Origin of the sequence: Superficieibacter sp., assembly GCF_032071645.1 — a bacterium.
GTDB lineage: Bacteria > Pseudomonadota > Gammaproteobacteria > Enterobacterales > Enterobacteriaceae > Superficieibacter.
On the sequence record NZ_DAMAPU010000012.1, the window covers coordinates 72,002 to 94,542 of the forward strand.

At 55.0% G+C, this 22,541-nt stretch carries 21 protein-coding genes; 8 read left to right on the top strand and 13 right to left on the bottom strand.

Annotation, left to right across the window (positions count from 1 at the left end):
- Positions 1-5 precede the first annotated feature (5 nt).
- From ybiJ to RT197_RS17675, 3 genes are all read right to left on the bottom strand, one after another.
- A complete protein-coding gene (gene ybiJ, locus RT197_RS17665; RefSeq protein ID WP_312952451.1) occupies positions 6-266 on the bottom strand; it encodes a DUF1471 family protein YbiJ in 261 nt (86 codons plus the stop codon).
- A gap of 285 nt (positions 267-551) precedes the next feature.
- Positions 552-818, bottom strand: coding sequence for a DksA/TraR family C4-type zinc finger protein (locus tag RT197_RS17670; RefSeq protein ID WP_312952452.1), 267 nt, complete (start codon positions 816-818; stop codon positions 552-554).
- A 151-nt stretch (positions 819-969) separates the two neighbouring features.
- Complete coding sequence (locus RT197_RS17675) at positions 970-1,584, bottom strand: flavin reductase family protein (RefSeq protein ID WP_312952453.1); 615 nt, start codon at positions 1,582-1,584, stop codon at positions 970-972.
- A 95-nt stretch (positions 1,585-1,679) separates the two neighbouring features.
- Here RT197_RS17675 and rlmF point away from each other — a divergent pair, with 95 nt between their 5' ends.
- Entirely contained in the window at positions 1,680-2,606 is a 927-nt protein-coding gene (gene rlmF, locus RT197_RS17680; protein ID WP_312952454.1) for a 23S rRNA (adenine(1618)-N(6))-methyltransferase RlmF, read from the top strand.
- Here rlmF and ybiO read toward each other — a convergent pair.
- From ybiO to rhtA, 6 genes are all read right to left on the bottom strand, one after another.
- On the bottom strand, positions 2,603-4,822 hold the full coding sequence (ybiO, locus tag RT197_RS17685; RefSeq protein WP_312952455.1) for a mechanosensitive channel protein: 2,220 nt from the start codon (positions 4,820-4,822) through the stop codon (positions 2,603-2,605). The two genes, rlmF and ybiO, sit on opposite strands and share 4 nt — an antisense overlap.
- Before the next feature lie 116 nt (positions 4,823-4,938).
- Positions 4,939-5,661, bottom strand: coding sequence for a glutamine ABC transporter ATP-binding protein GlnQ (gene glnQ, locus RT197_RS17690; protein ID WP_312952456.1), 723 nt, complete (start codon positions 5,659-5,661; stop codon positions 4,939-4,941).
- Positions 5,658-6,317 carry a glutamine ABC transporter permease GlnP gene (glnP, locus tag RT197_RS17695; protein ID WP_312952457.1) on the bottom strand — a complete coding sequence of 220 codons (660 nt, stop codon included), beginning with the start codon at positions 6,315-6,317 and terminating at the stop codon, positions 5,658-5,660. The genes glnQ and glnP overlap by 4 nt, the downstream gene beginning before the upstream one ends.
- A 78-nt stretch (positions 6,318-6,395) precedes the next feature.
- A complete protein-coding gene (glnH, locus tag RT197_RS17700; protein WP_312952458.1) occupies positions 6,396-7,142 on the bottom strand; it encodes a glutamine ABC transporter substrate-binding protein GlnH in 747 nt (248 codons plus the stop codon).
- Positions 7,143-7,504: 362 nt separating this feature from the next.
- Entirely contained in the window at positions 7,505-8,008 is a 504-nt protein-coding gene (dps, locus tag RT197_RS17705; RefSeq protein WP_103675503.1) for a DNA starvation/stationary phase protection protein Dps, read from the bottom strand.
- A 296-nt stretch (positions 8,009-8,304) separates the two neighbouring features.
- Positions 8,305-9,195 carry a threonine/homoserine exporter RhtA gene (rhtA, locus tag RT197_RS17710; RefSeq protein ID WP_312952459.1) on the bottom strand — a complete coding sequence of 297 codons (891 nt, stop codon included), beginning with the start codon at positions 9,193-9,195 and terminating at the stop codon, positions 8,305-8,307.
- A gap of 348 nt (positions 9,196-9,543) precedes the next feature.
- Here rhtA and ompX point away from each other — a divergent pair, with 348 nt between their 5' ends.
- Positions 9,544-10,050, top strand: a complete 507-nt coding sequence (gene ompX / locus RT197_RS17715; protein WP_312952460.1) for an outer membrane protein OmpX — start codon at positions 9,544-9,546, stop codon at positions 10,048-10,050.
- 71 nt (positions 10,051-10,121) lie between these two features.
- Here the strand turns inward: ompX and RT197_RS17720 are convergent, their stop codons facing one another.
- From RT197_RS17720 to mntS, 4 genes are all read right to left on the bottom strand, one after another.
- Positions 10,122-11,684 carry a DUF4127 family protein gene (locus RT197_RS17720; protein ID WP_312952461.1) on the bottom strand — a complete coding sequence of 521 codons (1,563 nt, stop codon included), beginning with the start codon at positions 11,682-11,684 and terminating at the stop codon, positions 10,122-10,124.
- The gene (locus RT197_RS17725) at positions 11,681-13,021 is read right to left on the bottom strand and encodes a PTS transporter subunit EIIC (RefSeq protein ID WP_312952462.1); all 1,341 of its coding nucleotides are present in this window, start codon (positions 13,019-13,021) and stop codon (positions 11,681-11,683) included. Before RT197_RS17725 ends, RT197_RS17720 begins: the two co-directional genes overlap by 4 nt.
- A gap of 210 nt (positions 13,022-13,231) precedes the next feature.
- Entirely contained in the window at positions 13,232-14,818 is a 1,587-nt protein-coding gene (locus tag RT197_RS17730; RefSeq protein ID WP_312952463.1) for a phosphoethanolamine transferase, read from the bottom strand.
- A 278-nt stretch (positions 14,819-15,096) separates the two neighbouring features.
- The gene (mntS, locus tag RT197_RS17735) at positions 15,097-15,225 is read right to left on the bottom strand and encodes a manganase accumulation protein MntS (RefSeq protein WP_312952464.1); all 129 of its coding nucleotides are present in this window, start codon (positions 15,223-15,225) and stop codon (positions 15,097-15,099) included.
- Between the two features lie 181 nt (positions 15,226-15,406).
- Here mntS and mntR point away from each other — a divergent pair, with 181 nt between their 5' ends.
- The 6 genes from mntR to RT197_RS17765 all read left to right on the top strand — a co-directional run bounded on the left by mntR (position 15,407) and on the right by RT197_RS17765 (position 22,451).
- On the top strand, positions 15,407-15,880 hold the full coding sequence (mntR, locus tag RT197_RS17740) for a manganese-binding transcriptional regulator MntR (protein ID WP_312952465.1): 474 nt from the start codon (positions 15,407-15,409) through the stop codon (positions 15,878-15,880).
- The gene (locus RT197_RS17745) at positions 15,877-16,986 is read left to right on the top strand and encodes an anion transporter (protein WP_312952466.1); all 1,110 of its coding nucleotides are present in this window, start codon (positions 15,877-15,879) and stop codon (positions 16,984-16,986) included. Before mntR ends, RT197_RS17745 begins: the two co-directional genes overlap by 4 nt.
- A 99-nt stretch (positions 16,987-17,085) precedes the next feature.
- Positions 17,086-18,210, top strand: a complete 1,125-nt coding sequence (locus RT197_RS17750) for an HlyD family secretion protein (RefSeq protein ID WP_312952467.1) — start codon at positions 17,086-17,088, stop codon at positions 18,208-18,210.
- Complete coding sequence (locus RT197_RS17755; RefSeq protein WP_312952468.1) at positions 18,207-19,778, top strand: DHA2 family efflux MFS transporter permease subunit; 1,572 nt, start codon at positions 18,207-18,209, stop codon at positions 19,776-19,778. Before RT197_RS17750 ends, RT197_RS17755 begins: the two co-directional genes overlap by 4 nt.
- 1 nt (position 19,779) lies before the next feature.
- A complete protein-coding gene (locus RT197_RS17760; RefSeq protein ID WP_312952469.1) occupies positions 19,780-21,306 on the top strand; it encodes an efflux transporter outer membrane subunit in 1,527 nt (508 codons plus the stop codon).
- 107 nt (positions 21,307-21,413) lie between these two features.
- Positions 21,414-22,451: an aldo/keto reductase gene (locus tag RT197_RS17765; RefSeq protein WP_312952470.1), complete on the top strand. Its 1,038-nt coding sequence runs from the start codon at positions 21,414-21,416 to the stop codon at positions 22,449-22,451.
- Positions 22,452-22,541 lie beyond the last annotated feature (90 nt).

Consider the following 22,541-nt stretch of genomic DNA (forward strand, 5'->3'; position numbering starts at 1 on the left):
AGCAATTAGTTATAGATAACCGCAGTGCCGCTCATTTTATTGTTTCCGTTAGTGGACGTGATGCTGTAGCCCTTAGCACCGGCCGCAGCGGCTTTTTCCGCCAGGCGAGCTTCCAGACCGTCCAGAGTGGTTGCGCCGTAAGCAGAAACCACACCGACTTTATTCATGTTCTGCGCCTGCGCCGGGTTTACGGCTTCAGCAGCAAAAGCACCAAAGGAAAGGGTAGAAAGGGCGATGGCGGCAACAGCATATTTGATGGTTTTCATAGTTAATCTCTCGCAGGTTATTCTGTTAAAGGGACGGTGTTCCGTCGATGTGATAAGTATCACGCTTTTTTACGAGAGATAAAATCGAAGAGAATTGACGGCGTTGTTCGAAATATTTGAACGATGAATAATTTATTGATTATTAATAAATTATTTTGATGTGTTGCTGCGGGTTTGCGTTGAGCACGGCATCAGGCAGTTTAAAGGCATCTTTTGCTACTCCAGAACCTGAAAACCGTGCTCGTAAAGTTACCACGTGATCCTGTCAACAACGGAAAAGAAAGGTCAACGTAGCTGGCTGTCCTTTGATCCCCGGCGATTATATCCTGAGAATTTCGCATTTTTTAAATCTTTCTTCTGTTGGCAGTTTACGCACAGCCGGACGCCCGGAATTGCCTTACGACGCGCCTCAGGGATCGGTTCATCGCATTCTTCACAAAATTCGATGCTTTCTCCCTTTGGCAGGTCGCGACGCGCGCGAGCGACTGCATCTTCAATTGTGCTGTCAATCTGATCCTGAACAGCACCATCATTTGCCCAACCTGACGCCATTTTCACCTCCAATAGTTACCTTTATTATAGCAAAAATGGGGTCAAAATTTGAGCGGGCAAGGGCGGGACGCGGGATTTCAGAGCATTCGCCTGCGGCGGTGGCGCAGCCGTTTCATCATGACAATGGCTGAATTCACCCGCAGTAAAGCGTTTAGCGGGCGTCCGGGCGGATCAAATCGAAACGGTGAGACTCGTCGATGCTGTAGTAGGCGGATGGCCCCCCGGCACGCAGCACTGGCTGCGCTCTGGCGGTCTGGTAAATGCCGTTTTCCAGCAGCGCCTCGTCGATGTGTACCGCCACCACTTCGCCCAGTACCAGCCAGCTATCAACGGCGCTGCCGTCGGCAGCGGTAAGCTGAATACACTGTGAAAGACGGCACTCAAAATTAACCGGGCTTTCCGCCACGCGCGGGGCGCTGACAATACGGCTGGGGGCGGGCGTCAGACCGGCGCGGACAAACTCGTTCTCGCCGTGCGCCAGGCTGGCGGACGTCTCGTTCATTTGCCGCGCCAGGGTAAGCGTGGTCAGATTCCAGACGAACTCTTTAGTCTCGCTGATATTGCGCACGCTGTCTTTCCAGCCGCTGCTGGCAAAACCAATAATCGGCGGTGTGTAATTAAAGCAGTTAAAGAAGCTGTAAGGCGCGAGATTCACCTGCCCGGTGGCATCCTGTGAGGAAATCCAGCCTATTGGCCGTGGACCTATAATCGCGTTCAGCGGATCGTGCGGCAGGCCGTGCCCGTGAGCGGGCTGATAAAAATACATAGCGTTCCCCGGTAAAAAACGAATTTCACCAGACTCACTTATTTACCCGCCCGGCGTCAACGGGTATCTTACGCGGCAACTGACAGGAGAATGCCATGAATGCCCAGAAACCGGGTTTACACCCGCGTAACCGCCACCGTGACCGCTACGATCTGCCCGCGCTATGCCTGGCGTGCCCGGAGCTTAACGACTTTATCGTGTTAAACCCGGCAGGTGAACAGACGATAAACTTTGCCGAACCGCGTGCGGTCAAAGCGCTGAATAAAGCGCTGCTGACGCATTTTTACGGCGTTCAGCAGTGGGATATCCCGGAAGGATTCCTCTGCCCGCCGGTGCCGGGGCGCGCGGACTATATCCACCATCTGGCCGATATTCTGGCGGAAACCAGCGGCGAAATTCCGCGTCTGGCGAGCGTGCTGGATATCGGCGTCGGCGCGAACTGTATCTATCCGCTGATTGGCGCATACGAGTACGGCTGGCGCTTTACCGGCAGCGAGGTTAACGCCCAGGCTTTCGCCAGCGCGCAGGCTATCGTGCAGGGCAATCCGGGGATCAGCCGCACGCTGCGTCTGCGCAAGCAGAAAGATGAAAAGGCGATCTTCCACGGTATCATTCATAAAAATGAGCAGTACGACGCCACCATTTGTAACCCGCCGTTCCATGATTCTGCCGAGGCGGCGCGCGAAGGGAGCGAGCGCAAGCGGCGTAATCTGGGGCAGAAACAGGATGACGCGCGCAACTTTGGCGGCCAGCAGCAGGAGCTGTGGTGCGAAGGCGGCGAAGTGCGTTTTATCCAGCAGATGATAGAAGAAAGCCAGCAGTATGGCCGTCAGGTGATGTGGTTTAGCTCGCTGGTGTCACGCGGTGAAAATCTGCCCGCGCTGTATCCGCTGTTGACAGCAGTGGGCGCGGTTAAAGTCGTGAAAAAAGAGATGGCCCAGGGTCAAAAGCAGAGTCGCTTTATTGCCTGGACCTTTATGGACGACAGCCAGCGTCGCCGCTTCGCTACGCGCGCCCGTTAAAGCGTCGGCTCGGCGGGCGGCTGCGGCATCGCGCCCGGCGCGGGCAGGATTTGCCAGGTCTGAACCGGGGCGCGGACGTCGGCCCGGTCGAAGTGTTTCTTCACCTGGCTGTCCAGCGCAAAACGCACGGTCCACTGTTTCAGCGGCTGGGTGGTAAACGACACCCGCAGGGTAAAGGCGGTGTTAGTCAGACCGACAATCCCGGCAAAAGACGGCTCGCCGATAATCAGCGCGCGGATGTCCGGCATTTCCATCAGTTCCGCGACCGCATCCTTCAGCGCCTGGTTGGCTTTATCCGCATCTTCATGACGGTCAACATCATAATTCGCCACCACCGAGCCAATGCCGCGCACGAAGTTAGCGAAAGTGGTAATCGAAGACCACGGAATAATGTGGTACGCGCCGGTATCCTGGCGCACGCCTACCGAGCGAATGGACATCCGTTCTACCGTGCCGGTTAATGGCCCGATAGTCACCAGGTCGCCGGTATTCATCCCGTTCTCAAACTGAATAAAGATGCCGGTGATAATATCTTTCACCAGCGTTTGTGACCCGAAAGAAATCGCCAGCCCCAGCGCCCCCGCGCCCGCCAGCAGCGGGGCGATATTTACGCCGATTTCAGACAGCACAATCATTACCGTAATGGTGCTGATGATCACCGCCAGCGCGTTGCGGAACAGCGTCAGCAGCGTGCGGGTACGCGCGCTCGGCAGCGGACGACCGTGAATATCGGAGGAGAGGCGATTTTCAATCAGGCTGGCGAGCACCGTCCAGCCCACCGCCGAGAAGAACAGGATCAGCGCAATGCGAATCAGGATATCGACGGTTTTCTCCCCTGCGCCGTTGTGCAGCCAGTTCCAGAAATCGAACAGCCCCCACGCGCTAAGCAATAGCATAATCGCCACGCAGACCACCAGAATGCGCGCCACCTTCAGGGCGGTGGAGAGCCAGCCATTAAGCCGCTTTTGCAGTTCAGGATAGTTACGCTGGGTATGCGCAGACAGCGTAATGCGCTTGGCGATCCAGCGCGAAAGGATCCCGGAGGCAAACGCCGCCAGGCCAACGATCGCCAGGCTGCGCACCGTTGCGCCCATCATAAATTTCAGGCTGTTGCCGGGATCGAACAGCGAGAAGAAAAACAGCACGATGAAATAGGCGGTCGCCAGCCAGTGCCAGACCAGCGCAAAGGCGCGGATAAACAGGCTGAAGAAAGAGAGCGAACGTTCTGCCAGCTTGAGTAAATCTTCGGTAATGCGCTGTTTGTTATGGAAAATAAGATACAGCGCCCAGACGGTGATCCCCAGCATAATCGCCACGTTAGCCATCGCGCCAAACTGCACATTCACCTGGTTGGAAATAATCGGCACCGCCACAATCAGCCCGTAACCAATCAGGCTACTGAGTGCGCTTAAGCGTAAATTCCAGTAGTGCGCCGAGGCATCTTCAATTGAGAACGGGCGCAGATCCGGCACGCGCGGGCTGAAGATAAGGCGCAGAATTGCTTTGAAAAATTCAATCAGCGCAAAGGCGCTCAGGAACAGACTCTGCTGAAAAGTAATGGTCTGACTGCCGGAATTGAAATTCTCAATCAGGATTTGCCCGACGAATAACGTCAGCACCAGCAGCAGGAGATCAATAATAAACGCGCCCGTAATCATGCCGGGAAGCTGAAGCCAGTTGCCGTGCTCGCGATTTTTTCTCCGTCCCCAGCGACCCATTTTGCGGTAAAGCGGAAGGGCGGCGAGGCGAATTAAGCCGTAAAACGCGAAGACCATCCCCGCCAGCATCAGAAAGTGGGTCAGGGCGTTGGTGAAAGTATGCTGGTTAAACGGTTTGTGCGGCGAGCCGGTGATATTGCGGTAGAGCTGGGCGAAGCGGGAAGAGAGCTGTTCGCCATAATGCCGTCCGACGCTGGTGACGTTTTCCAGCACGGTTGTATTATCTTCCACTTCCGGCGGGGCAATCTTCGGCACTGGCTCCGGTGGCGGCGTGGCGGCGACTTTACGCAGTTGCCCGATCAACTCCTCGCGCGACGTGTCATTGGCGAGAACGTCCGCCAGCGCTGCGTAGGCGGCTTTCTTCTGCTCCAGATCGGGTTCTTCAGCAGGGGCTTTTTCTTCTGTTGCCGCCGGGGCGCTGGTGGTAACGCCAGGAATGACCGCTGCGTGCAGCGGAGCGCTCAGCAGACTAATAAGTAAAAGTAAGATCCACGGCACGGGGGCTCCTCCGATGAGAACCAGGAACAAAACCCTAAGTATAGAAGGTTGAGATGACGCGGCGGTAAATGAGAGGATTCCGGGACACCGCCCCCAGGCAGGGGCGGTGACGGACATCAGGAAACGTGCTGTAAAAATTCCTGCAAGCGCAGGCTGGGCGGGTTTTCAATCAGCGTTTGCGGATTGCCGTCTTCGGCAATCCGGCCTTTATCGATAAAAATCAGCCGCGAGGCCACTTTCTCGGCGAAGCCGATTTCGTGGGTGACGATCACCATCGTCATGCCTTCTTCCGCCAGATCCTGCATCACTTTCAGCACTTCATGACGCAGTTCCGGGTCCAGCGCTGAAGTTGGCTCATCGAACAGCATCATTTTCGGCTTCACCGCCAGCGCACGGGCAATTGCCACGCGCTGTTGCTGCCCGCCGGACAGTTCAGACGGATAGTGATGCGAGCGCTCTGCGAGACCGACTTTCGCCAGCAGCGACAGCGCCAGCTTTTCGGCTTCGGCTTTCTTCGCGCCACGCACGCGCAGCGGGCCGAACATCACGTTTTCCAGCGCCGTCAGGTGCGGGAACAGGTAGAACTGCTGGAATACCATTCCGGCTTCCTGGCGGATCAGGCGATCGTCCACTTTCGGATCGTTGACCTTCAGGCCATCCACAACCAGCTCACCGCTGGTGATCTCTTCCAGTTTGTTAATGCAGCGCAGCAGGGTCGATTTACCGGAACCCGACGGGCCGATGATAACCACTACTTCACCCTGGGTGATGTGTAAATCAATATTGTGCAGCACCTGGGTCGGGCCAAAGTGCTTGGAAACGTTTTTAAATTCAATCACAGGATTTTCATCCTTCTTTCAAGACGGCGCAGAACAAAGCTCAGAACCAGAGTGATAAGCAGATAAATCACCGCGACGGCGCTCCAGATCTCCAGCGCGCGGAAGTTACCGGCAATAATTTCCTGTCCCTGACGGGTCAGCTCCGCCACGCCGATAACGATAAACAGCGAGGTATCTTTAATGCTGATGATCCACTGGTTGCCCAGCGGCGGCAGCATCCGGCGCAGCGCCAGCGGCAGAATCACATGACGGATGGTTTCACGGCGCGACAGTCCCAGCGCCAGGCCCGCTTCGCGAAAGCCTTTGTGAATGGACAACACCGCGCCACGGGTGATTTCTGCAATGTACGCGCCAGAGTTAATCATGATGGTCACCACTGCCGCGCTGAACGGATCGATACGCAGATCGTTGAAGGCCATGGGCAGGGCAAAATAGATAAACATCACCTGCACCACAATCGGGGTGCCGCGAATAATTTCGATGAACACGAGGGCAATAAAGTTGGTGATACGGCCACCGAAAGAGCGGGCAAAACCTGCCAGCAACCCGATGATCAAACCACCCGCCAGGCCGAGGACCGAGATCCACAGCGTCATTTTGGCCCCTTCCAGCAAAATCGGAATGGCAGGCCAAATGGCACTCCAGTCAAACTCCATAATAAATTCCTGTTACCGCGTTTAAAAAATAGAACAGGGGGCGAACGTCGCCCCCGGAAAAAAGTCGAGCAAAATGGCTTATTTAGGTTCGGTGCCGAACCATTTTTTGTAGATTTCGTTATAGGTGCCGTTGTCGCGCAGCGTTTTCAGCGCGCCGTTCACTTTCTCACGCAGATCGTCGCTGCCTTTCGGGAAGGCGATGCCGTACTGCTGCGCTTCCAGAGACTCACCCACCGCTTTAAACTTGCCGTTGCCGGCGGTTTTGATGAAGTAAAGGATGTTTGGCGTGTCGTGCAGTACCGCGTCGGCGCGGTTAGTGCCCAGCTCCATATAGGCGTTATCGATGTTCGGGAACTGACGCAGATCTTTGGTTTTGATATTGGCTTTCGCGTAGTCAACCGAGCCGGTGCCGCTCTTCACCGCCACCACTTTGCCGTCAAGGTCTTTCACCGATTTCACGTCGTTGTTATCCGCTTTGACCATCACCAACAGGCCGCTTTTGTAGTAGCCGTCGGAGAATTCAATCGCTTTTTTACGCTCTTCGGTAATGGTGATACCCGCCAGCGCCACATCAACGTTTTTGGTTTGCAGGGCAGGGATGATGCCGCTGAAATCCATGGGCTTCAGGGTGTAATCAAGCTTCAGCTCTTTGGCGATAGCCGCCCACAGGTCAACGTCAAAGCCGACATACTTATCGCCTTGTTTGAATTCGAAAGGAACGAAAGCGGTATCTGTGGCGACAACCAGTTTTTTATCTGCTGCGTGAGAAGAAACGGCGAAAGCCAGAGCAAGCGTTGCCAGGGAAACTTTAAACAGAGACTTCATAGCATTTCCTTTTATAGTCACGGGGCGATCCCCTGCGAGAACAGACGGTACTATGAAAAAATCGTGCCACTTTTACAAGCTATTGTTTTATCAGCCACAATGCAACGTAGCGGTGCACGAATTTGATCATCTCACCCTTCAATGCACCACGATGGAGCACCCTTTTGGTGCAAGACGTTCGTGCCGGGGTTCATGTTGATTTTTATCGCAGAACAGAGGGAGAAAACAATCTTTTATTAACGATTATGTGAGGTGATTATTACAAGAAATTAACTTATGCCGCTAAGAAGACCAAAAAAATGCACCTTAAAGGTGCATATGACCCCCGCCACGGCGGGCGGGGAGAGAGGATTTTCGTATGGTTATTCGATGTTAGACTCGATGAACCACAGGAATTTATCCAGATCGCGTGACGCTGCGGTCAGAATATCAGCCGTATCTTCGTCTTTCGCTTCGGTGATGCCTTTACGCACGTCGTTAGCGACGATAGCGTAGCGGTCAGCCAGCTCTTTCAGGTGATCCTGAACGGTGTGAATGTCCAGCGGGTAGCTTTTCAGTGCGGTTTTGCTGTTAACGACCTGCGTGGTCCCCAGCGCAACGCCACCAAGCTGTACGGCACGTTCTGCGATGGTATCCAGGTGATCGGTTAACGCGGTACGGAAGCCGTCCAGCATTTCGTGTACACCAATAAAGTTAGCACCGCGCATATTCCAGTGAGCCTGTTTGGTGATCAGCGACAGGTCGATAAACTGCACCAGCTGACGGTTCAACAGTTCAATGGTGGCTTTTTTCTCGCTGTCAGATACATCGTTGCGAGTATAAAGCAGATTAGACGCTTTTGTTTTAACCAGTTTAGCGGTACTCATAATCTCATATCCTCTTGATGTGGATTCCCAGGTAAATTTCGAGATTAAGTATAGCACCGCTTTTCGGATGTGCGATTCAGGATCTGCCTATCGGTTTAATAGTGTGAAACGACGGTGTGGAACAATAATCAGTTTTAACAGATACTTAGATGTTATTGATGTAAATGATTCTTAATTGATAATTTAAAGGGAATATTATCTTTTCTATTTTTACGCAAATGGATAAAAGTGCGTAAATATTTGTCGATAAAAAGCGGGATTATTCTGCATGGCTATGCACACCATGCAGAATAATATTATTTCTTGACCTTTACCTGCTTAATTTCCGGCTCGCGTCGCAGAGTGAGCGTGGACCCCATGGAAGCCGCGATAATCGCCCCCAGCGCCAGTGACTGGGTGAACGTCAACGTTTCCCCAAGGAAAATAATCCCTGAAATGGCGGCCAGCGCAGGCTCCATACTCATCAGCGTACCAAAGGTTCGCGTTGGCAGGCGGGTGAGGGCAATCATCTCCAGCGAGTAGGGCAGCGCCGTAGACAGCACGGCGATTGCCAGACCCAGCGGAAGCACGGACCAGTGCCACAGGGCTTCGCCCGACTGTAAAATTCCCAGCGGGACGAAAATCAGCGCGGCGATAAGGGAACCCATCGCCACCGTCGCCGGGCCATGTTCCGCGCCTGCACGCTGGCCGGTGATGATATAAATGGCCCAGCACGCGCCCGCACCCAGCGCCAGAAGCGCCCCGGTCAAATCAACGTGCGCCACGTCCTGACCCAGCGGCAGCAGGAACCATAATCCCAGTACCGCCAGTATCACCCAGATGAAATCCACCGCCCGGCGTGAGGCGAAGAGAGCCACCGCCAGCGGGCCGGTAAACTCCAGCGCCACCGCCACGCCCAGCGGAATTGTCTGGATGGAGAGATAAAACAGATAGTTCATCGCGCCGAGCGACAGGCCGTAAAACACCAGCGGCAGCCGCTGCTCTTTGGCAAAGCGCAGCTTCCATGGTTTGAATACGATTACCAGAATCAGCGTACCCAACGCCAGGCGCAACGCGGTGACGCCGGGCGCGCCGACCAGCGGGAAGAGGGTTTTTGCCAGCGACGCGCCGCTTTGAATCGACGCCATAGCGACTAATAAAACAACAACAGGTAGCCAGACTGGCATTTTACGCTGCGATCCAGGCATGTATTCTCCGTCAATTTTTGTCAAAAGAAGTAAAAGTTCCAGTGTAAATGAACAGGCGGTCGCGGTTTAGTCTTTGTTGAAAAAAGAACGCTTAAAATTCATCGGGTGAATATCAATTGCTGAAAAAAATCTGTGGGAGATTGAGAGTAATCCGATGATTGCAATCCCTGCCGCGCGTCATAATGACCGCCTGCGAGACAAAAGCGTTGTTTTTTGAAAGGGATAGTCAAGAATGGAAATGTTTCGTTACAGGAAAGGACGCCTCTGACAACGCAATTCTCAAAAAGTTTCACAGCATTTTGATATATTTAAAACTTAGGACTTACTTGAAGCACATTTGAGGTGGTTATGAATAAAATTGCATGTCTTTCAGCACTGGCCGTTGTTCTGGCTGTTTCCGCAGGTACTGCCGTAGCTGCAACTTCTACCGTTTCCGGTGGTTACGCTCAGAGCGATATGCAGGGCGTGGCGAACAAAGCTAACGGTTTCAACCTGAAGTATCGCTACGAAAATGACACCCCGCTGGGCGTTATCGGTTCCTTCACCTATACCGAAAAAGACGATTCCGATAACGGCCTGTATAACAAAGCGCAGTACTACGGCTTCACCGCGGGTCCGGCTTACCGTATCAACGACTGGGCAAGCATCTACGGCGTAGTCGGTTTTGGTTACGGTAAAGTTCAGGCGAACGATATCCCTGATAACCACAGCACCAGCGATTACGGTGTGGCATACGGCGCGGGTCTGCAGTTCAACCCGATGGAAAACGTTGCTCTGGACGTTTCCTACGAGCAGAGCCGTATCCGTAGCGTTGACGTTGGTACCTGGATCGCAGGCGTCGGCTACCGCTTCTGATTATTGTGTGATTTCTGCACGATACAAAAAATCCGCCCCAGGGCGGATTTTTTTATGGGGAATAAATACTGTTACGCCTCGGTGCGCATTTCCGTTTTGATATTCAGCCCGCTCAGTCGGTGGAACGGCGCGGACAAATGGGTGATTTCGGGCACCTGACCGCCGAAACTGTTCCCCAGATGCGCTTTCCAGGTCGTTTTTAGCCGCTGTTTGATCTCTGAAAAAACCATTTCTGCCACCGCATCAAAATCCGCATAGCTGGCTCCTGACGCGGGTAAAAATTCACATTGCATCGGGAAACGTACTTCGGTTTGCCAGGCCCAGTTAGACATGATTCTTTCCTGCAAGAAGTTGCGCACTGCCGCCAGATTATCGCTGCCACTGGCAAAGACCAGGGTAGCAAGCGCCGTACCGAGAGAGTTGCAGGTGGTGTTCCAGCCCGCATAGCCGCAAATACGATCGCAGGCACCGTAATGGTCGAGGAGATCGACCAGTTCCGTTTCACCGCCGTTGGAAAAAGCCAGATCGGCAATGACGACCGGGACGGAATGCGTGCGGCGGGTGAGTTCAGCTACGAAAGAGTCCAGGCTGCGCCGGGTGGAATAGGTCACATTTTTGTGCGGCTGATGCCGACAACCGGTGTGGACATCGTAACCGTAGCTGGCTGCCGCCGACTCCTGCATGATGTCGCCGCAGCCGTTAATCGCCAACAAGGGATAAAGCTGATCGTCACCAGCCGCCAACGTTATGCCGCAGGCGGCGGTATGCGAGCGCAGGGAATCAATAAACGGGCGATCCTCATAGTTGGGGATAACGGAAGAAAACTGCTCGTTTGAGTACAAAACGGAAACCGGAAACGGACGCCCACGCTGGTCGAGCCAGGCGCGAGTCAGCAGCGTACAGCCACTTTCATCGGTTCCAGGGTGAACATGCACGCGCTCGTGAACGCCAGCATCATCGATCCACTGATAAATGCGTGACCGATCGGCGGCGGTAAAGCCGAATTCAGCGGTGTCATCCAGGGGGATCACCAGTTGCTCCAGCACCCCTTCAGCGACCAGTTGAATGGCGGCCTGAATGACCTGGCGATTTTTTTCCCGCCGCGAGAGCCAGTCTTGCAGCACGGCAGCAGGAATAAGCTGCTGATAATGTTCAAGACGCGCGGACTCATCCGTATCAAGCCCCACACGCTGCTGCTTGTTGCTTAAAAAACCATACGTATAAACGGCTTTACCGTAGGTCGCGTACCAGTCCGGCTCCTCTTCGCTCGAGTCGTAGCAGGGCGTGCGTAAGACCAGCGCCGAGGCATAAATTTTCACATCAGGCTGCTGCCATTTTATTTGCCGCAGGTGGTGCAGACGTGACAGTAGCACTTCCACCCTCTCATTATGGACTCTGGCCGGGAAAAGCCCGCCGTAGACATACATATCCAGGCTGACAATCAGGGCATCGGCTTTGCCGGTTTCCTGCCGCAAAAAATCATTCAACGCGCCATGACGGGCGGGCTGTTTCTTAAAGCCTAAAAGGTTTTTCTCTGGCAGAAGTAAATTTAGCTGACTGTTCATCGCCGCCAGCGACTGCAAAAAATCATAGTTGTAGGGGCGGATATCCAGCGGGATGCCGACAATGATCATTGGGCGTCTCCTCGCCCGCAGGACTGGCGGTTCATCAGTGAAACAAACGGCAGGTAGATCAGCGCGGAAATAAAAATAAGCATGACGGCAAGCCCGGCGGCGCGCCAGTCGCCGGAAGTTGCTAAAAATGCGCTTATTACCGGTGGCGTCGTCCAGGGAATTAAAATACAGGTTTTACTAATTAGCCCAAAAGCCGTCGCCAGGTATGCAATAGTGATACAGATAATCGGCGCGAAAATAAACGGTACGATCAATATCGGATTGAATATGACCGGCAGGCCAAATATCAGCGGTTCATTGATATTAAACAGTGTGGCAACGGAAGAAATTTTGGCAATAGCGCGGTGTTCTTTACGCCGTGCGGCAATAAACAAGGCGATCATTAAACCCATCGTTTGCCCACCGCCGCCCATAAATCCAAAGGCATCAATAAAGGGTTTTGTCACAATATGCGGCAGGGGAAGATGACTGGCAAATGCGCTGCTGTTTTGCTGGATCGCCACTAATAAGGTGGTTTCGGTAATCGGATACAGGATGCTGGTGCCGTGAATACCCATCCACCATAAACCATTCTGGATGAACAACAGTGAAAGCACGCCGCTTAACCCCTGAAGAATGCTTTGCAGGGGAGCCTGGATCAGCCAGTTGACCAGTTGATGAAGGGTTTTCCCGCAAAAATAATCAATCCCCCAGGCGAGAGTGCTGAACAGCGCAAATATAACGATCACCGGCAGCATGACATTAAAGCTTTGCACCACGGCAGGCGGCACGGTTTCTGGCATCGGGATGCGCAGCCATTTTTGCTGATTCAGCAGGCGAAAAATTTCGGTACTGCTAATGGCGACCAGAATGCCGACAAACATGCCGGTAGCGCCGGTGTGTTCACTGCCGATCAGACCCGTTGCCGGAAAGCTTTCACCGGAAGGCGAGGTCACCGCAACATTTAGCGGGAAAAGCGCAATCAGAAGACCCAATGCAATAATGCCGTATATCAGGCCGTCTTCGCCGTAGCTTTTCGCAAGCTTACAGGCAATCATCACGGTGGCCATAAATGAAAGAATATTCAGCGTGCCGTTATAAACCCGCAGGCTAATTTCCCGCAGGGCATCGACCCAACTCCCCGTCAGCTCAAGCCAACCAACCAGCCCATTTTGCGGATGAAGAATGACATTGTTAATGAGGATAAAAAATGAGGCGGCAATAATTACGGGCATCAGGGCAATAAAAGCATCCCTGACCGCCGATAAATGACGCTGTGCAGAAAATTTGCCGGATGCGGCATTTAATTTATCCACCAGTATGACGAACTGAGGATGGCTGCTGATCGGTTTACTCACTGTGGTTAGTCCTTTTCCGTAGCGTGATGATATTCTTGTGAAAATTTTTACCATGTTTTTAAGTTTGCATGATAAAAATCACCATTAATGCGAGGGGAGTCATACTTCTGTTACGGCTAAGTACGAAGATTTGCGGGCACAGAAATGTAAAACGCCCGCAATAGTAGTTATTGCGGGCGTTGGGGAAGCGTTAATCTGGCTACAAAAGCGCTAGCGGCGGGGTTTGGTATCAAAAAGGTCGGTGCCAAGATGGTTAAAATCGACCTTTTGCAGATGAAAGTTGGTGATATACGTGGGGCCAGCTTTCTTTTCCGAAATAAAGGGATAGCCCAGCACGATCTCTTTCGCGCTAATGCCCGTCCACTGCGAGAAGAAACCAAGAAAATCATTGGCAGAGCGGCGCGCTTTAATGATCCGGTGCTTTTTATCGTCGCTGGACAACACCATAAACGGCACCTGAAAATTCTGCTGGAATTTGTCGTCATGCGCGAGGTACTGCACCTCTTTTCCGCGTTCTTTAAATGCCAGGCCGTGATCGGAAAAATACACCAGCGAAAAACTGTTGCCGGTATTGCGAAGCTGCGAGTAAAGCTTGCCCAGCAAGTCGTCGGTCTGGGTCATGGTATAGAGGTAGCACGACGTCTCTTTTGACTGTACGAATTCGGCGTATTTGCCTTTCGTGCGGTCGCAGGCCTGCGGATGCGAGCCCATCAGATGCAGGACAATCAGCTGCGGCTGGCTGCGCTCGCTGGCAAACACCTGCGCGGTCATTTTCAGCAGTTCTTCATCCTGGGTATTTTTATCGGCTTCGAAATCGCCGCTTTTCAGGAAGTGCGCTTCGTCGGCACGTTTGGCAATGCTGGCAATGGCGGTATCGTATTCGCCAATTTGCCCCTGATTGGAAAACCACCACGTCTGAAATCCGGCGCGGTTAGCCAGCGTTACTACGTTATCCTGGAACTGCGGTTTGTTATCGACCACCCGGTTCAGGGTTAGCCCCAGCGATTTTTGCGTTGAGCCGCTGGCGGCAATGTAGTCAGTAAAAAGGGTGCCGTTGACGGCGCTGGCAAACGGGGTGTTATTCCAGTGACCGCCGAACGCACCGAGCGCATCGCGGCGCGCGCTTTCGCCAATCACCACCACATAATAATGATACTTCGGCTTAACGGCGGTCACGTGCCAGGTGTCCTTCATTTCGGCGAACTGCGCCATCCGCGCCTGTTCGTCGAGCACTTCCGCGTTATTGACCACCACATCTTTAACGAAACGCACCGCCGGGTAGCCGGTATCTTTCAGTTTAAAAACGCCGCCCCACGCCAGGTTTTGCACTGGCTGAACGAAAAACGTCACCACGCTGAACAGCAGGCACAGGCTGTCCAGGTTACGCCACGGTTTTTTACCTTCCGTTTTACGGCGCACGGCAATCACGCCGAGAGCAAAAATAAACAGCCCGACCACGTAGCTGTACCACGGGAAGATGGTCAGGATTTCGGTGGACTCTTCCATATTGGTCGAGTGCATCGCCAGCAGGGTATTAAAATTCGGTGCGCCGTAAGCCTGGCCGAACGGGTAATAGCTGGCGGCAATCAGCGAATAAATGCCCAGCACCACTTTTTGCACATTGGGCACCGTGCGCCATAACAAATGCAAAACGCAGGTAAACGCAACGGTATAAAGCAGGCTGAACGGATAACCGAGCGCAAGGTTAATAAATAACGATTGCAGGAAATAAAAACCGATCCACGGGCTTAACGCCTGGCGTCGTGAGGCAAGCGATTCTTTAAGGGTGTAATTCATATGCCACAATCATAAAACGCCATGTGAGCACCCTGGCGTCAAGGGTCAAAACCTGCGGGAGAGTGCGTGAAGAGGGGAACGAGTCCGCATCTGCGAACCGCAATACGTGCAGGGCTGCAAGAAGATAAAGCGCCGTGAATGTCAGGTCAACTAGCCATAAGAAATAGTTTTGCGAGGCAGATTGCAAATCAGCAAAAAAGAGAGGGTTTCAGCAGCAGAAGGAACAGAATAACGCGCGAAGATGACAGAAAAATGAAGCGGCGTACCGCAACGCCGCATTAATGAGAGGAAGGATCGTCCTGACGCGGTTTGCCGCCGAGCATCTCGCACAGCATGTTCAACAGCATTAAGCGTACCTGAAAAGGAGAGTGGCTAAACACGCGTATACACCTCTTAAATTCGTTCATAAAACCTCCTGACCGTTTACCCCTTCTTCCGTGAAAGGTGACTGCATTACATACAGATATAGCACAGGCTATATTTTATAGCTATGGCTAAAACGTTAATTTTTTGTACTCACGTCACGATCCTATACAATAAGCGCTCTTTTGATGATGCCCCGGTGCATCGCACCCATGAGGAAGCACAATGAGCCGTCGCGCGGGAAAACTTACAACAAAAAAAGTGACGCAATTAGTGAACGTACAGGATCACGTTGAGGGGTTCCGCCAGGTGCGGGAAGCGCATCGTCGCGAACTGATCGATGACTACGTGGAGTTGATTTCCGATCTCATCCGCGAAGTGGGCGAGGCGCGGCAGGTTGATATGGCCGCCCGGCTCGGTGTGTCGCAGCCGACGGTTGCGAAAATGTTAAAAAGACTGGCGACCGTCGGGCTGATCGAGCAGATCCCGTGGCGCGGTGTGTTCCTCACGCCGGAAGGGGAGAAACTCGCCGAAGAGAGCCGCCAGCGCCATCATATCGTCGAGAACTTTTTGCTGGTGCTCGGCGTCAGCCCCGATACTGCGCGCCGCGATGCCGAAGGCATTGAGCATCACGTCAGCGAGGAGACGCTGGAAATGTTCCGCCAGTTCAGCCTGAAGCACGGAATGCCTTCTGAATGAATCTGCCGTTTCTGCGCGCGCTGGCGCATGACCGTTTTTTACACCTGCTGATTATTATCGCCGTTGTCCTGAGCTTTTTCGTGCCGTTCGCGCCCGGCGGCTGGCCTGCGGCTATCGACTGGCACACCATTATTACCCTCAGCGGGCTGATGCTGCTGACCAAAGGCGTAGAGCAGAGCGGCTGTTTTGACGTGCTGGGGCGTAAAATGGCGCGTCGTTTTGTTACGGTTCGCCAGCTGGCGCTGTTTATGGTGCTGGCTGCCGCGCTGCTGTCGACGTTTCTGACCAACGACGTGGCGCTGTTTATCGTCGTGCCGCTGACCCTGACGCTGAAAAAATGGTGTGAGATCCCGGTCAACCGGCTGATCATCTTCGAAGCGCTGGCGGTTAACGCCGGTTCCCTGCTGACGCCGATCGGCAATCCGCAAAATATCCTGCTGTGGGGGCGCTCCGGGCTGTCTTTTCCGGCCTTTACCTGGCAGATGCTGCCGCTGGCGCTCAGCATGATGGCGACTTTGCTGGTACTGTGCTGGCTGTGCTTTCCCGCGCAGACGCTGCATTTTCGCAGCGGCGATAAAACGCCGCAGTGGCAGCGTCGTCTGGTGTGGAGCTGCCTGGCGTTTTACCTCGTGTTTCTGGTTGCGCTGGAAACGAAGCAGGAGCTGTGGGGGCTGGGCATTCTGCTGGTCGGCTTTCTGGTCGTCGCCCGCAGCGTAGTGCTGAAGGTGGACTGGTCGCTGCTGCTGGTGTTTATCGCCATGTTTATTGATGTGCATCTCCTGACCGGGCTTCCGGTGCTGCACGGCCTGCTGGATCGCGTTGACGGTCTTACCCCGCTGCAACTCTGGCTGACGGCGATTGGCCTGTCGCAGGTCATCAGCAACGTGCCTGCCACAATTCTGCTGCTGAATTACGTTCCGCCCACTACGCTACTGGCGTGGGCGGTAAACGTCGGCGGATTCGGCCTGCTGCCCGGCTCGCTGGCCAACCTTATCGCCCTGCGCATGGCGGGTAATCGCCGCATCTGGTGGCGCTTTCATCTTTATTCTTTGCCGCTGCTGGTGTGGGCGGCGCTGGTCGGGTACGGATTACTCCTTGTCAGTTAGTGCTGATTTGTCAATTTATCCTGGCAAATGTATAGCAACCTCCTAACTTTAGTTATCAGGCCCCTTTACGCCGTTAACTGACAGGACCGTTGCATACTTATGGCAGAAAAAGACGAAAAACCTGAAAACCAGCAGGAAGACAATAAAGCGGAAAATCAGGGAGATGAAAAGAAAAAGGACTCGCGCAAGCGTCCGGGTAAAAAGCCGCTGATTATTCTTGGCATCGTGGTGATTGTGATGATCATCGTGGCGCTGGTGTGGTGGCTGATGACACGCAATCAGGAAACTACCGACGACGCCTTTACCGATGGCGATGCGGTGACGATCGCGCCGAAAGTCTCCGGCTACGTCACTGACTTGCGGGTGAAAGATAACCAGCGGGTGAAGAAGGGCGATTTGCTGGTGATTATCGACCCGCGTGACGCCACCGCCCAACGCGATCAGGCGAAAGCGCAGCTTGGCCTCGCCGAAGCGCAACTGCATCAGGCCCAGGCGCAGCTGGCCCTGTCGAAAGTGCAGTATCCGGCGCAGCGCGATGAAGCGCGGGCGCAGGTGCTGAAGGCGCAGGCGGACCAGGCCAATGCCGAAGCGGCGTACCGCCGTCAGCGCGGCGTCGATCCACGCGCCACGACCCAGCAAAATATTGACTCGGCTAACGCCCAGTTGCGCAGCGCCCAGGCGCAGATGGCGAGCGCCAAAGCGCAGCTGGAAGTGGCGGAGCAGGTGGAGTTACAGATCCGCCAGCAGGAAACCAACGTCGAAGCGCGCGAGCGTCAGGTCGATCAGGCGCGGGCGCAGCTGGAAACCGCCGAGCTGAATTTGTCGTGGACCGAAGTGCGCGCGCCGTTTGACGGCTTTGTCACCAAACGCAACGTGCAAAACGGCACGCTGGTGCAGGCGGGCAGCGCGCTGTTCTCCCTCGTCTCCCCGGATATCTGGGTGGTCGCCAACTTTAAAGAATCCCAGCTTGAGCGCCTGCGTCCCGGCAATAAAGTCAGCATTAAAATTGATGCCTATGGCGATATGGAACTGGAAGGGCACGTTGACAGCATCCAGCAGGGCAGCGGCTCGAAGTTCGCCGCCTTCCCGTCGGAAAACGCTACCGGCAACTTTGTGAAGATCGTCCAGCGCGTGCCGGTCAAAATCGTGATTGATAAAGGGCTGGATGCCAACCATCCGCTGCCGCTCGGCCTTTCCGTGGAACCGAAGGTAACGCTTGAATGACCGACCAGAGCCATGAAAACTGGCGTCCGGCCAGTAATCCGTGGGCGGTGGCGATGGTGGTCACGCTGGCGGTGTTTATGGAAATCCTCGATACCACAATCGTCAACGTGGCGCTGCCGCACGTCGCCGGATCGCTCTCCGCCAGCTACGATGAATCCACCTGGGTGCTGACCAGCTACCTGGTGGCGAACGGCATCGTACTGCCGATTTCCGCATTCTTAAGCCGCGTATTTGGCCGCAAGCAGTTCTTCCTGATCTGTATCGTAATGTTCACCATCTGCTCCTTCCTGTGCGGCATCGCTACCGAACTGTGGCAGATCATTCTGTTTCGCATTATGCAGGGTTTTTTCGGCGGCGGTCTTCAGCCGACCCAGCAGTCGGTGCTGCTCGACTATTTCAAACCGGAAGATCGCGGTAAGGCGTTCGGCTTGTCATCGATCGCGATTATCGTCGCGCCGGTGCTGGGACCCACCCTTGGCGGCTGGATCACCGATAACTATTCCTGGCGCTGGGTGTTCTTTATTAACATCCCGGTGGGCATTGTGACGGTGCTGGCAATTTACCAGTTGCTGGAAGATCCGCCGTGGGAGCGTAAATCGGAAGAAAAACTGACCATTGACTGGACTGGCATCGGACTGATTGCGCTGGGGCTGGGCTGTTTGCAGGTGATGCTCGACCGGGGCGAAGATGAAGACTGGTTCTATTCAAACTTTATCTGCACCTTTGCGGTGTTGACGCTGATCGGCATTATTGGCGCGATTTACTGGCTGATATATGCGCGCAAACCAGTGGTCGATTTACGCTGTATGGCGGATAAAAACTTTGCCGTTTCCAGCCTGCTGATGGCGGGCATGGCGATGATCCTCTACGGCAGCTCGGTGGTGATCCCGCAGCTGGCGCAGCAGGATCTCGGCTATACCGCCACCTGGTCGGGGCTGGTGCTGTCGCCGGGGGCGGTGCTGATTGTCTTAACCATCCCGCTGGTGCTTAAGCTGATGCCGATCGTGCAGACGCGTTTTATTATCGCCTTCGGTTTTCTGCTGCTGGGCGTGGCCTTTTTCTGGTCGCGAACGCTGACGCCGGATGTCGATTTTGAAACGCTGGTGCTGTTTCGCAGCGCCCAGTCGCTGGGCCTCGGTTTCCTGTTTGTGCCGTTGACCACCATCGCGTTTATCACTATTCCGCGCCAGCTCAATGCCGACGCCTCGGCGCTGTTCACCATGTTCCGTAACGTGGCGGGTTCGGTGGGAATTTCGCTGTCGACGGCGGCGATCACCGAGCGGGCGCAGGCGCACAGCGCGCATCTGTCTTACCATACCAGCCCGTTTGATGAGCCGTTCCAGCAGGCAATACGTCAGTCGGCGCAGGCGATCCGCGATTTTACCGGGCTGATGGGCGATCCACTGAGCATCGCCACCGGGCAGATGTACCAGACGATGATCGAACAGTCGCGCATTCTGGCTTACATCGATGTCTTTACGATCCTTAGCGTCGTTGCGCTATTGCTGATCCCCTTTTGTTTACTGCTCTCTCCGGTGAAGAGCGAAGGTAGCGCAGGAGCACATTAATATGCACAGACGCAAAATTTCCTCCCTGACTCTGCTGGCGCTGATGCTGGCTGGTTGCAGCGTGGGACCGGATTATCAGGCCGCCGTGCCGCAAACGCCCGCACGCTGGCACGATGCGGGCGGTGGCGATGTGCCGTCGCAGACGCGCCCGCAGGCGGTGGATCCGCGCTGGTGGACGACGTTTAATTCCCCGCAGCTCAATAGCCTGGTCGAGCGGGCGATTGCCGGAAATCTGTCATTACAGCAAACGGTGCTGCGAATTGCCGGGGCGCGCGAGCAGCTTAATCAGGCCGGTGGCGCGTTCTTACCGGCGGTGAACGGCAACGTGCAGGCCACCCGCCAGCAGCTTGGGCTGAAAGGCGAGCTGGAGTCGCACGATGTTTACGGTCAGCTTGATGATGTTGACCCGGAACTGCGCGGCGCGTTGGGGCCGCTGACCCAGCCGATCAATTTGTATCAGGGCAGCTTTGACGCCCAGTGGGAACTGGATTTGTGGGGCAAGGTTCGCCGTCAGGTTGAAGCGGCGCAGGCCCAGCAGCAGGCGGCAATTGAGCAGCGCAACGACGCGCTGGTGTCGCTGGAGGCGGAAGTGGCCCGCGCATGGCTGCAACTGCGCGGCGCACAAAGCATTATTCATACCATGAATACGCAGATTGCCAGTGCGCAGGAAACGCTGGATCTCACCGAGAACCGCCAGCGCGGAGGACTCTCTCCGCAGCTGGACGTGGAAAACGCCCGCGCCCAGTTGGGCAATCTCGAAGCGCAGTTGCCGCAGTATCAGGCGCAGCAGCGGCAGGCGATGAATGCGCTGGCGGTGCTGCTGGGTAAACCGCCGGGTGCGCTGGACGGTGAGCTACAGGGTGAGAAACCGCTGCCGCCGCTGCCGGAAATCGTCAAAACCGGCATTCCATCCACGCTGGCGCGTCGGCGTCCTGACGTGCGCGAGGCGGAGGCTAATCTGCACGCCGCCACCGCGCAAATCGGGGTTTCCGTCGCCCAGCTATTCCCCAGCCTGACGCTTAGCGGGCAGTTTGGGATGCGCAACAGCGAAGCGGACTGGCTGACCGACTGGAGCAGCCATTTCTATAGCGTCGGCCCGCAGGTCTCGATCCCGATTTTCCAGGGCGGACGGCTGGTTTCCAGCGTTAAACTGGCCCGCGCGCAGCAGGGCGCGCAGGTGTTGCAATATCGCCAGACGGTGCTGACCGCGCTGAACGACGTTGAAAATGCGCTGGTCAGCTACCGCAGCGATCAGCAGCAGAAGCAGGGGCTGGAGAAAACCATTACCGCGCTGCAAAACGCCTTCAACCTTGCCAGCGACAGCTACCGGCAGGGGCTGGCGACCTTTATTGACGTGCTGGATGCCCAGCGGCAGCTGGCGCAGGCCGAGCAGCAGCGCGCGCAGGCAAAAGTGCAGAGCAGCCTCGATCTCGTTGCGCTGTACAAAGCACTGGGCGGCGGCTGGGAGCCGTATCAGACCGTGCGCCTGCCGGATTATTCGGTCTTTGGCGACGCGCCGCGCGGGTAACCTTCAGAGGATTGGGCAAGAAAAGAACAGGAACGCCACATTCGCCGCTGCGACCGGGAGGGTATAACTATAGGGTACTCACGTTATCATCCTGAAAGGAGAGTCCTGTGCGATATCAAAAATTAGGCAATACCGGCCTGTTTGTTTCCGAACTGTGCCTCGGCACCATGACCTTCGGCGGTGAAGAGGGGATGTGGGGAAAAATCGGTCAGTTGCGGCAGGCTGACGCAGAAAAACTGGTCGGCACCGCGCTGGATGCGGGGATCAATTTTATCGATACGGCGAACGTCTATTCCGAAGGACGTTCAGAGGAGATCACCGGGCAGGCGCTGAAAAACCTGAAGATACCGCGTGAAGAGGTAGTGGTGGCGACCAAGGTATTTGGCGAAACCGGCACCGCAGGTGTCAACTCGCGCGGTAGCTCACGCTATCACATTATCGACAGCGTGAAGGAGAGTCTGTGCCGGTTGCAGTTGGATCATATCGATCTCTACCAGCTTCACGGTTTTGACCCGGCAACGCCGATGGAAGAAACGCTGTACGCGCTGGATAATCTGGTGCAGCACGGTCACGTGCGCTATATCGGCGTGTCAAACTGGGCGGCGTGGCAAATCGCCAAAGCGCTGGGGATTTCCGAGCGCAAAGGGCTGGCGCGTTTTGCGTCCCTCCAGGCGTATTACACCATTGCCGGGCGCGATCTGGAGCGCGAACTGGTGCCGATGCTGCAAAGCGAGAACGTCGGGCTGATGGTCTGGAGTCCACTGGCCGGGGGGTTGCTGAGCGGTAAATACAGCCGCGACGGTGAGAGCGAAGCCGGAAGCCGCCGTCAGGCGTTTGATTTTCCGCCGGTGAATAAAGATCGTGCCTTTGACTGCGTGGACGTGATGCGCACGATTGCCGACAGCAAAGGGGTGTCGGTGGCGCAGATTGCGCTCGCCTGGCTGCTGCATCAACCGGTGGTCAGCAGCGTGATCATCGGCGCTAAACGCCCGGAACAGTTGACCGATAATATCGCCGCCACCGAAATTCGTTTCAGCGACGACGAGCTAAAACAGCTGGATACGGTCAGCGCTCTGCCGCCGGAATATCCCGGCTGGATGCTGGAGCGTCAGGGCGAGTACCGCCGCAATCAGCTCAAAGGATAACCCTTCCGCCTCGTTTTCAGTCAGGCTTTCAGCCAAATTTATCTTCTTCAGAGGCTCGGGTAATCGGGCCTGGTTGTGTTAAGTACCCGT

Bases quoted from the DNA above. Each gene is read 5' to 3' on its own strand.
- ybiJ (WP_312952451.1), bottom strand. From the start codon at position 266: ATGAAAACCATCAAATATGCTGTTGCCGCCATCGCCCTTTCTACCCTT.
- RT197_RS17670 (WP_312952452.1), bottom strand. From the start codon at position 818: ATGGCGTCAGGTTGGGCAAATGATGGTGCTGTTCAGGATCAGATTGAC.
- RT197_RS17675 (WP_312952453.1), bottom strand. From the start codon at position 1,584: ATGTATTTTTATCAGCCCGCTCACGGGCACGGCCTGCCGCACGATCCG.
- rlmF (WP_312952454.1), top strand. From the start codon at position 1,680: ATGAATGCCCAGAAACCGGGTTTACACCCGCGTAACCGCCACCGTGAC.
- glnP (WP_312952457.1), bottom strand. From the start codon at position 6,317: ATGGAGTTTGACTGGAGTGCCATTTGGCCTGCCATTCCGATTTTGCTG.
- glnH (WP_312952458.1), bottom strand. From the start codon at position 7,142: ATGAAGTCTCTGTTTAAAGTTTCCCTGGCAACGCTTGCTCTGGCTTTC.
- dps (WP_103675503.1), bottom strand. From the start codon at position 8,008: ATGAGTACCGCTAAACTGGTTAAAACAAAAGCGTCTAATCTGCTTTAT.
- rhtA (WP_312952459.1), bottom strand. From the start codon at position 9,195: ATGCCTGGATCGCAGCGTAAAATGCCAGTCTGGCTACCTGTTGTTGTT.
- ompX (WP_312952460.1), top strand. From the start codon at position 9,544: ATGAATAAAATTGCATGTCTTTCAGCACTGGCCGTTGTTCTGGCTGTT.
- RT197_RS17720 (WP_312952461.1), bottom strand. From the start codon at position 11,684: ATGATCATTGTCGGCATCCCGCTGGATATCCGCCCCTACAACTATGAT.
- RT197_RS17730 (WP_312952463.1), bottom strand. From the start codon at position 14,818: ATGAATTACACCCTTAAAGAATCGCTTGCCTCACGACGCCAGGCGTTA.
- mntS (WP_312952464.1), bottom strand. From the start codon at position 15,225: ATGAACGAATTTAAGAGGTGTATACGCGTGTTTAGCCACTCTCCTTTT.
- mntR (WP_312952465.1), top strand. From the start codon at position 15,407: ATGAGCCGTCGCGCGGGAAAACTTACAACAAAAAAAGTGACGCAATTA.
- RT197_RS17745 (WP_312952466.1), top strand. From the start codon at position 15,877: ATGAATCTGCCGTTTCTGCGCGCGCTGGCGCATGACCGTTTTTTACAC.
- RT197_RS17750 (WP_312952467.1), top strand. From the start codon at position 17,086: ATGGCAGAAAAAGACGAAAAACCTGAAAACCAGCAGGAAGACAATAAA.
- RT197_RS17755 (WP_312952468.1), top strand. From the start codon at position 18,207: ATGACCGACCAGAGCCATGAAAACTGGCGTCCGGCCAGTAATCCGTGG.
- RT197_RS17760 (WP_312952469.1), top strand. From the start codon at position 19,780: ATGCACAGACGCAAAATTTCCTCCCTGACTCTGCTGGCGCTGATGCTG.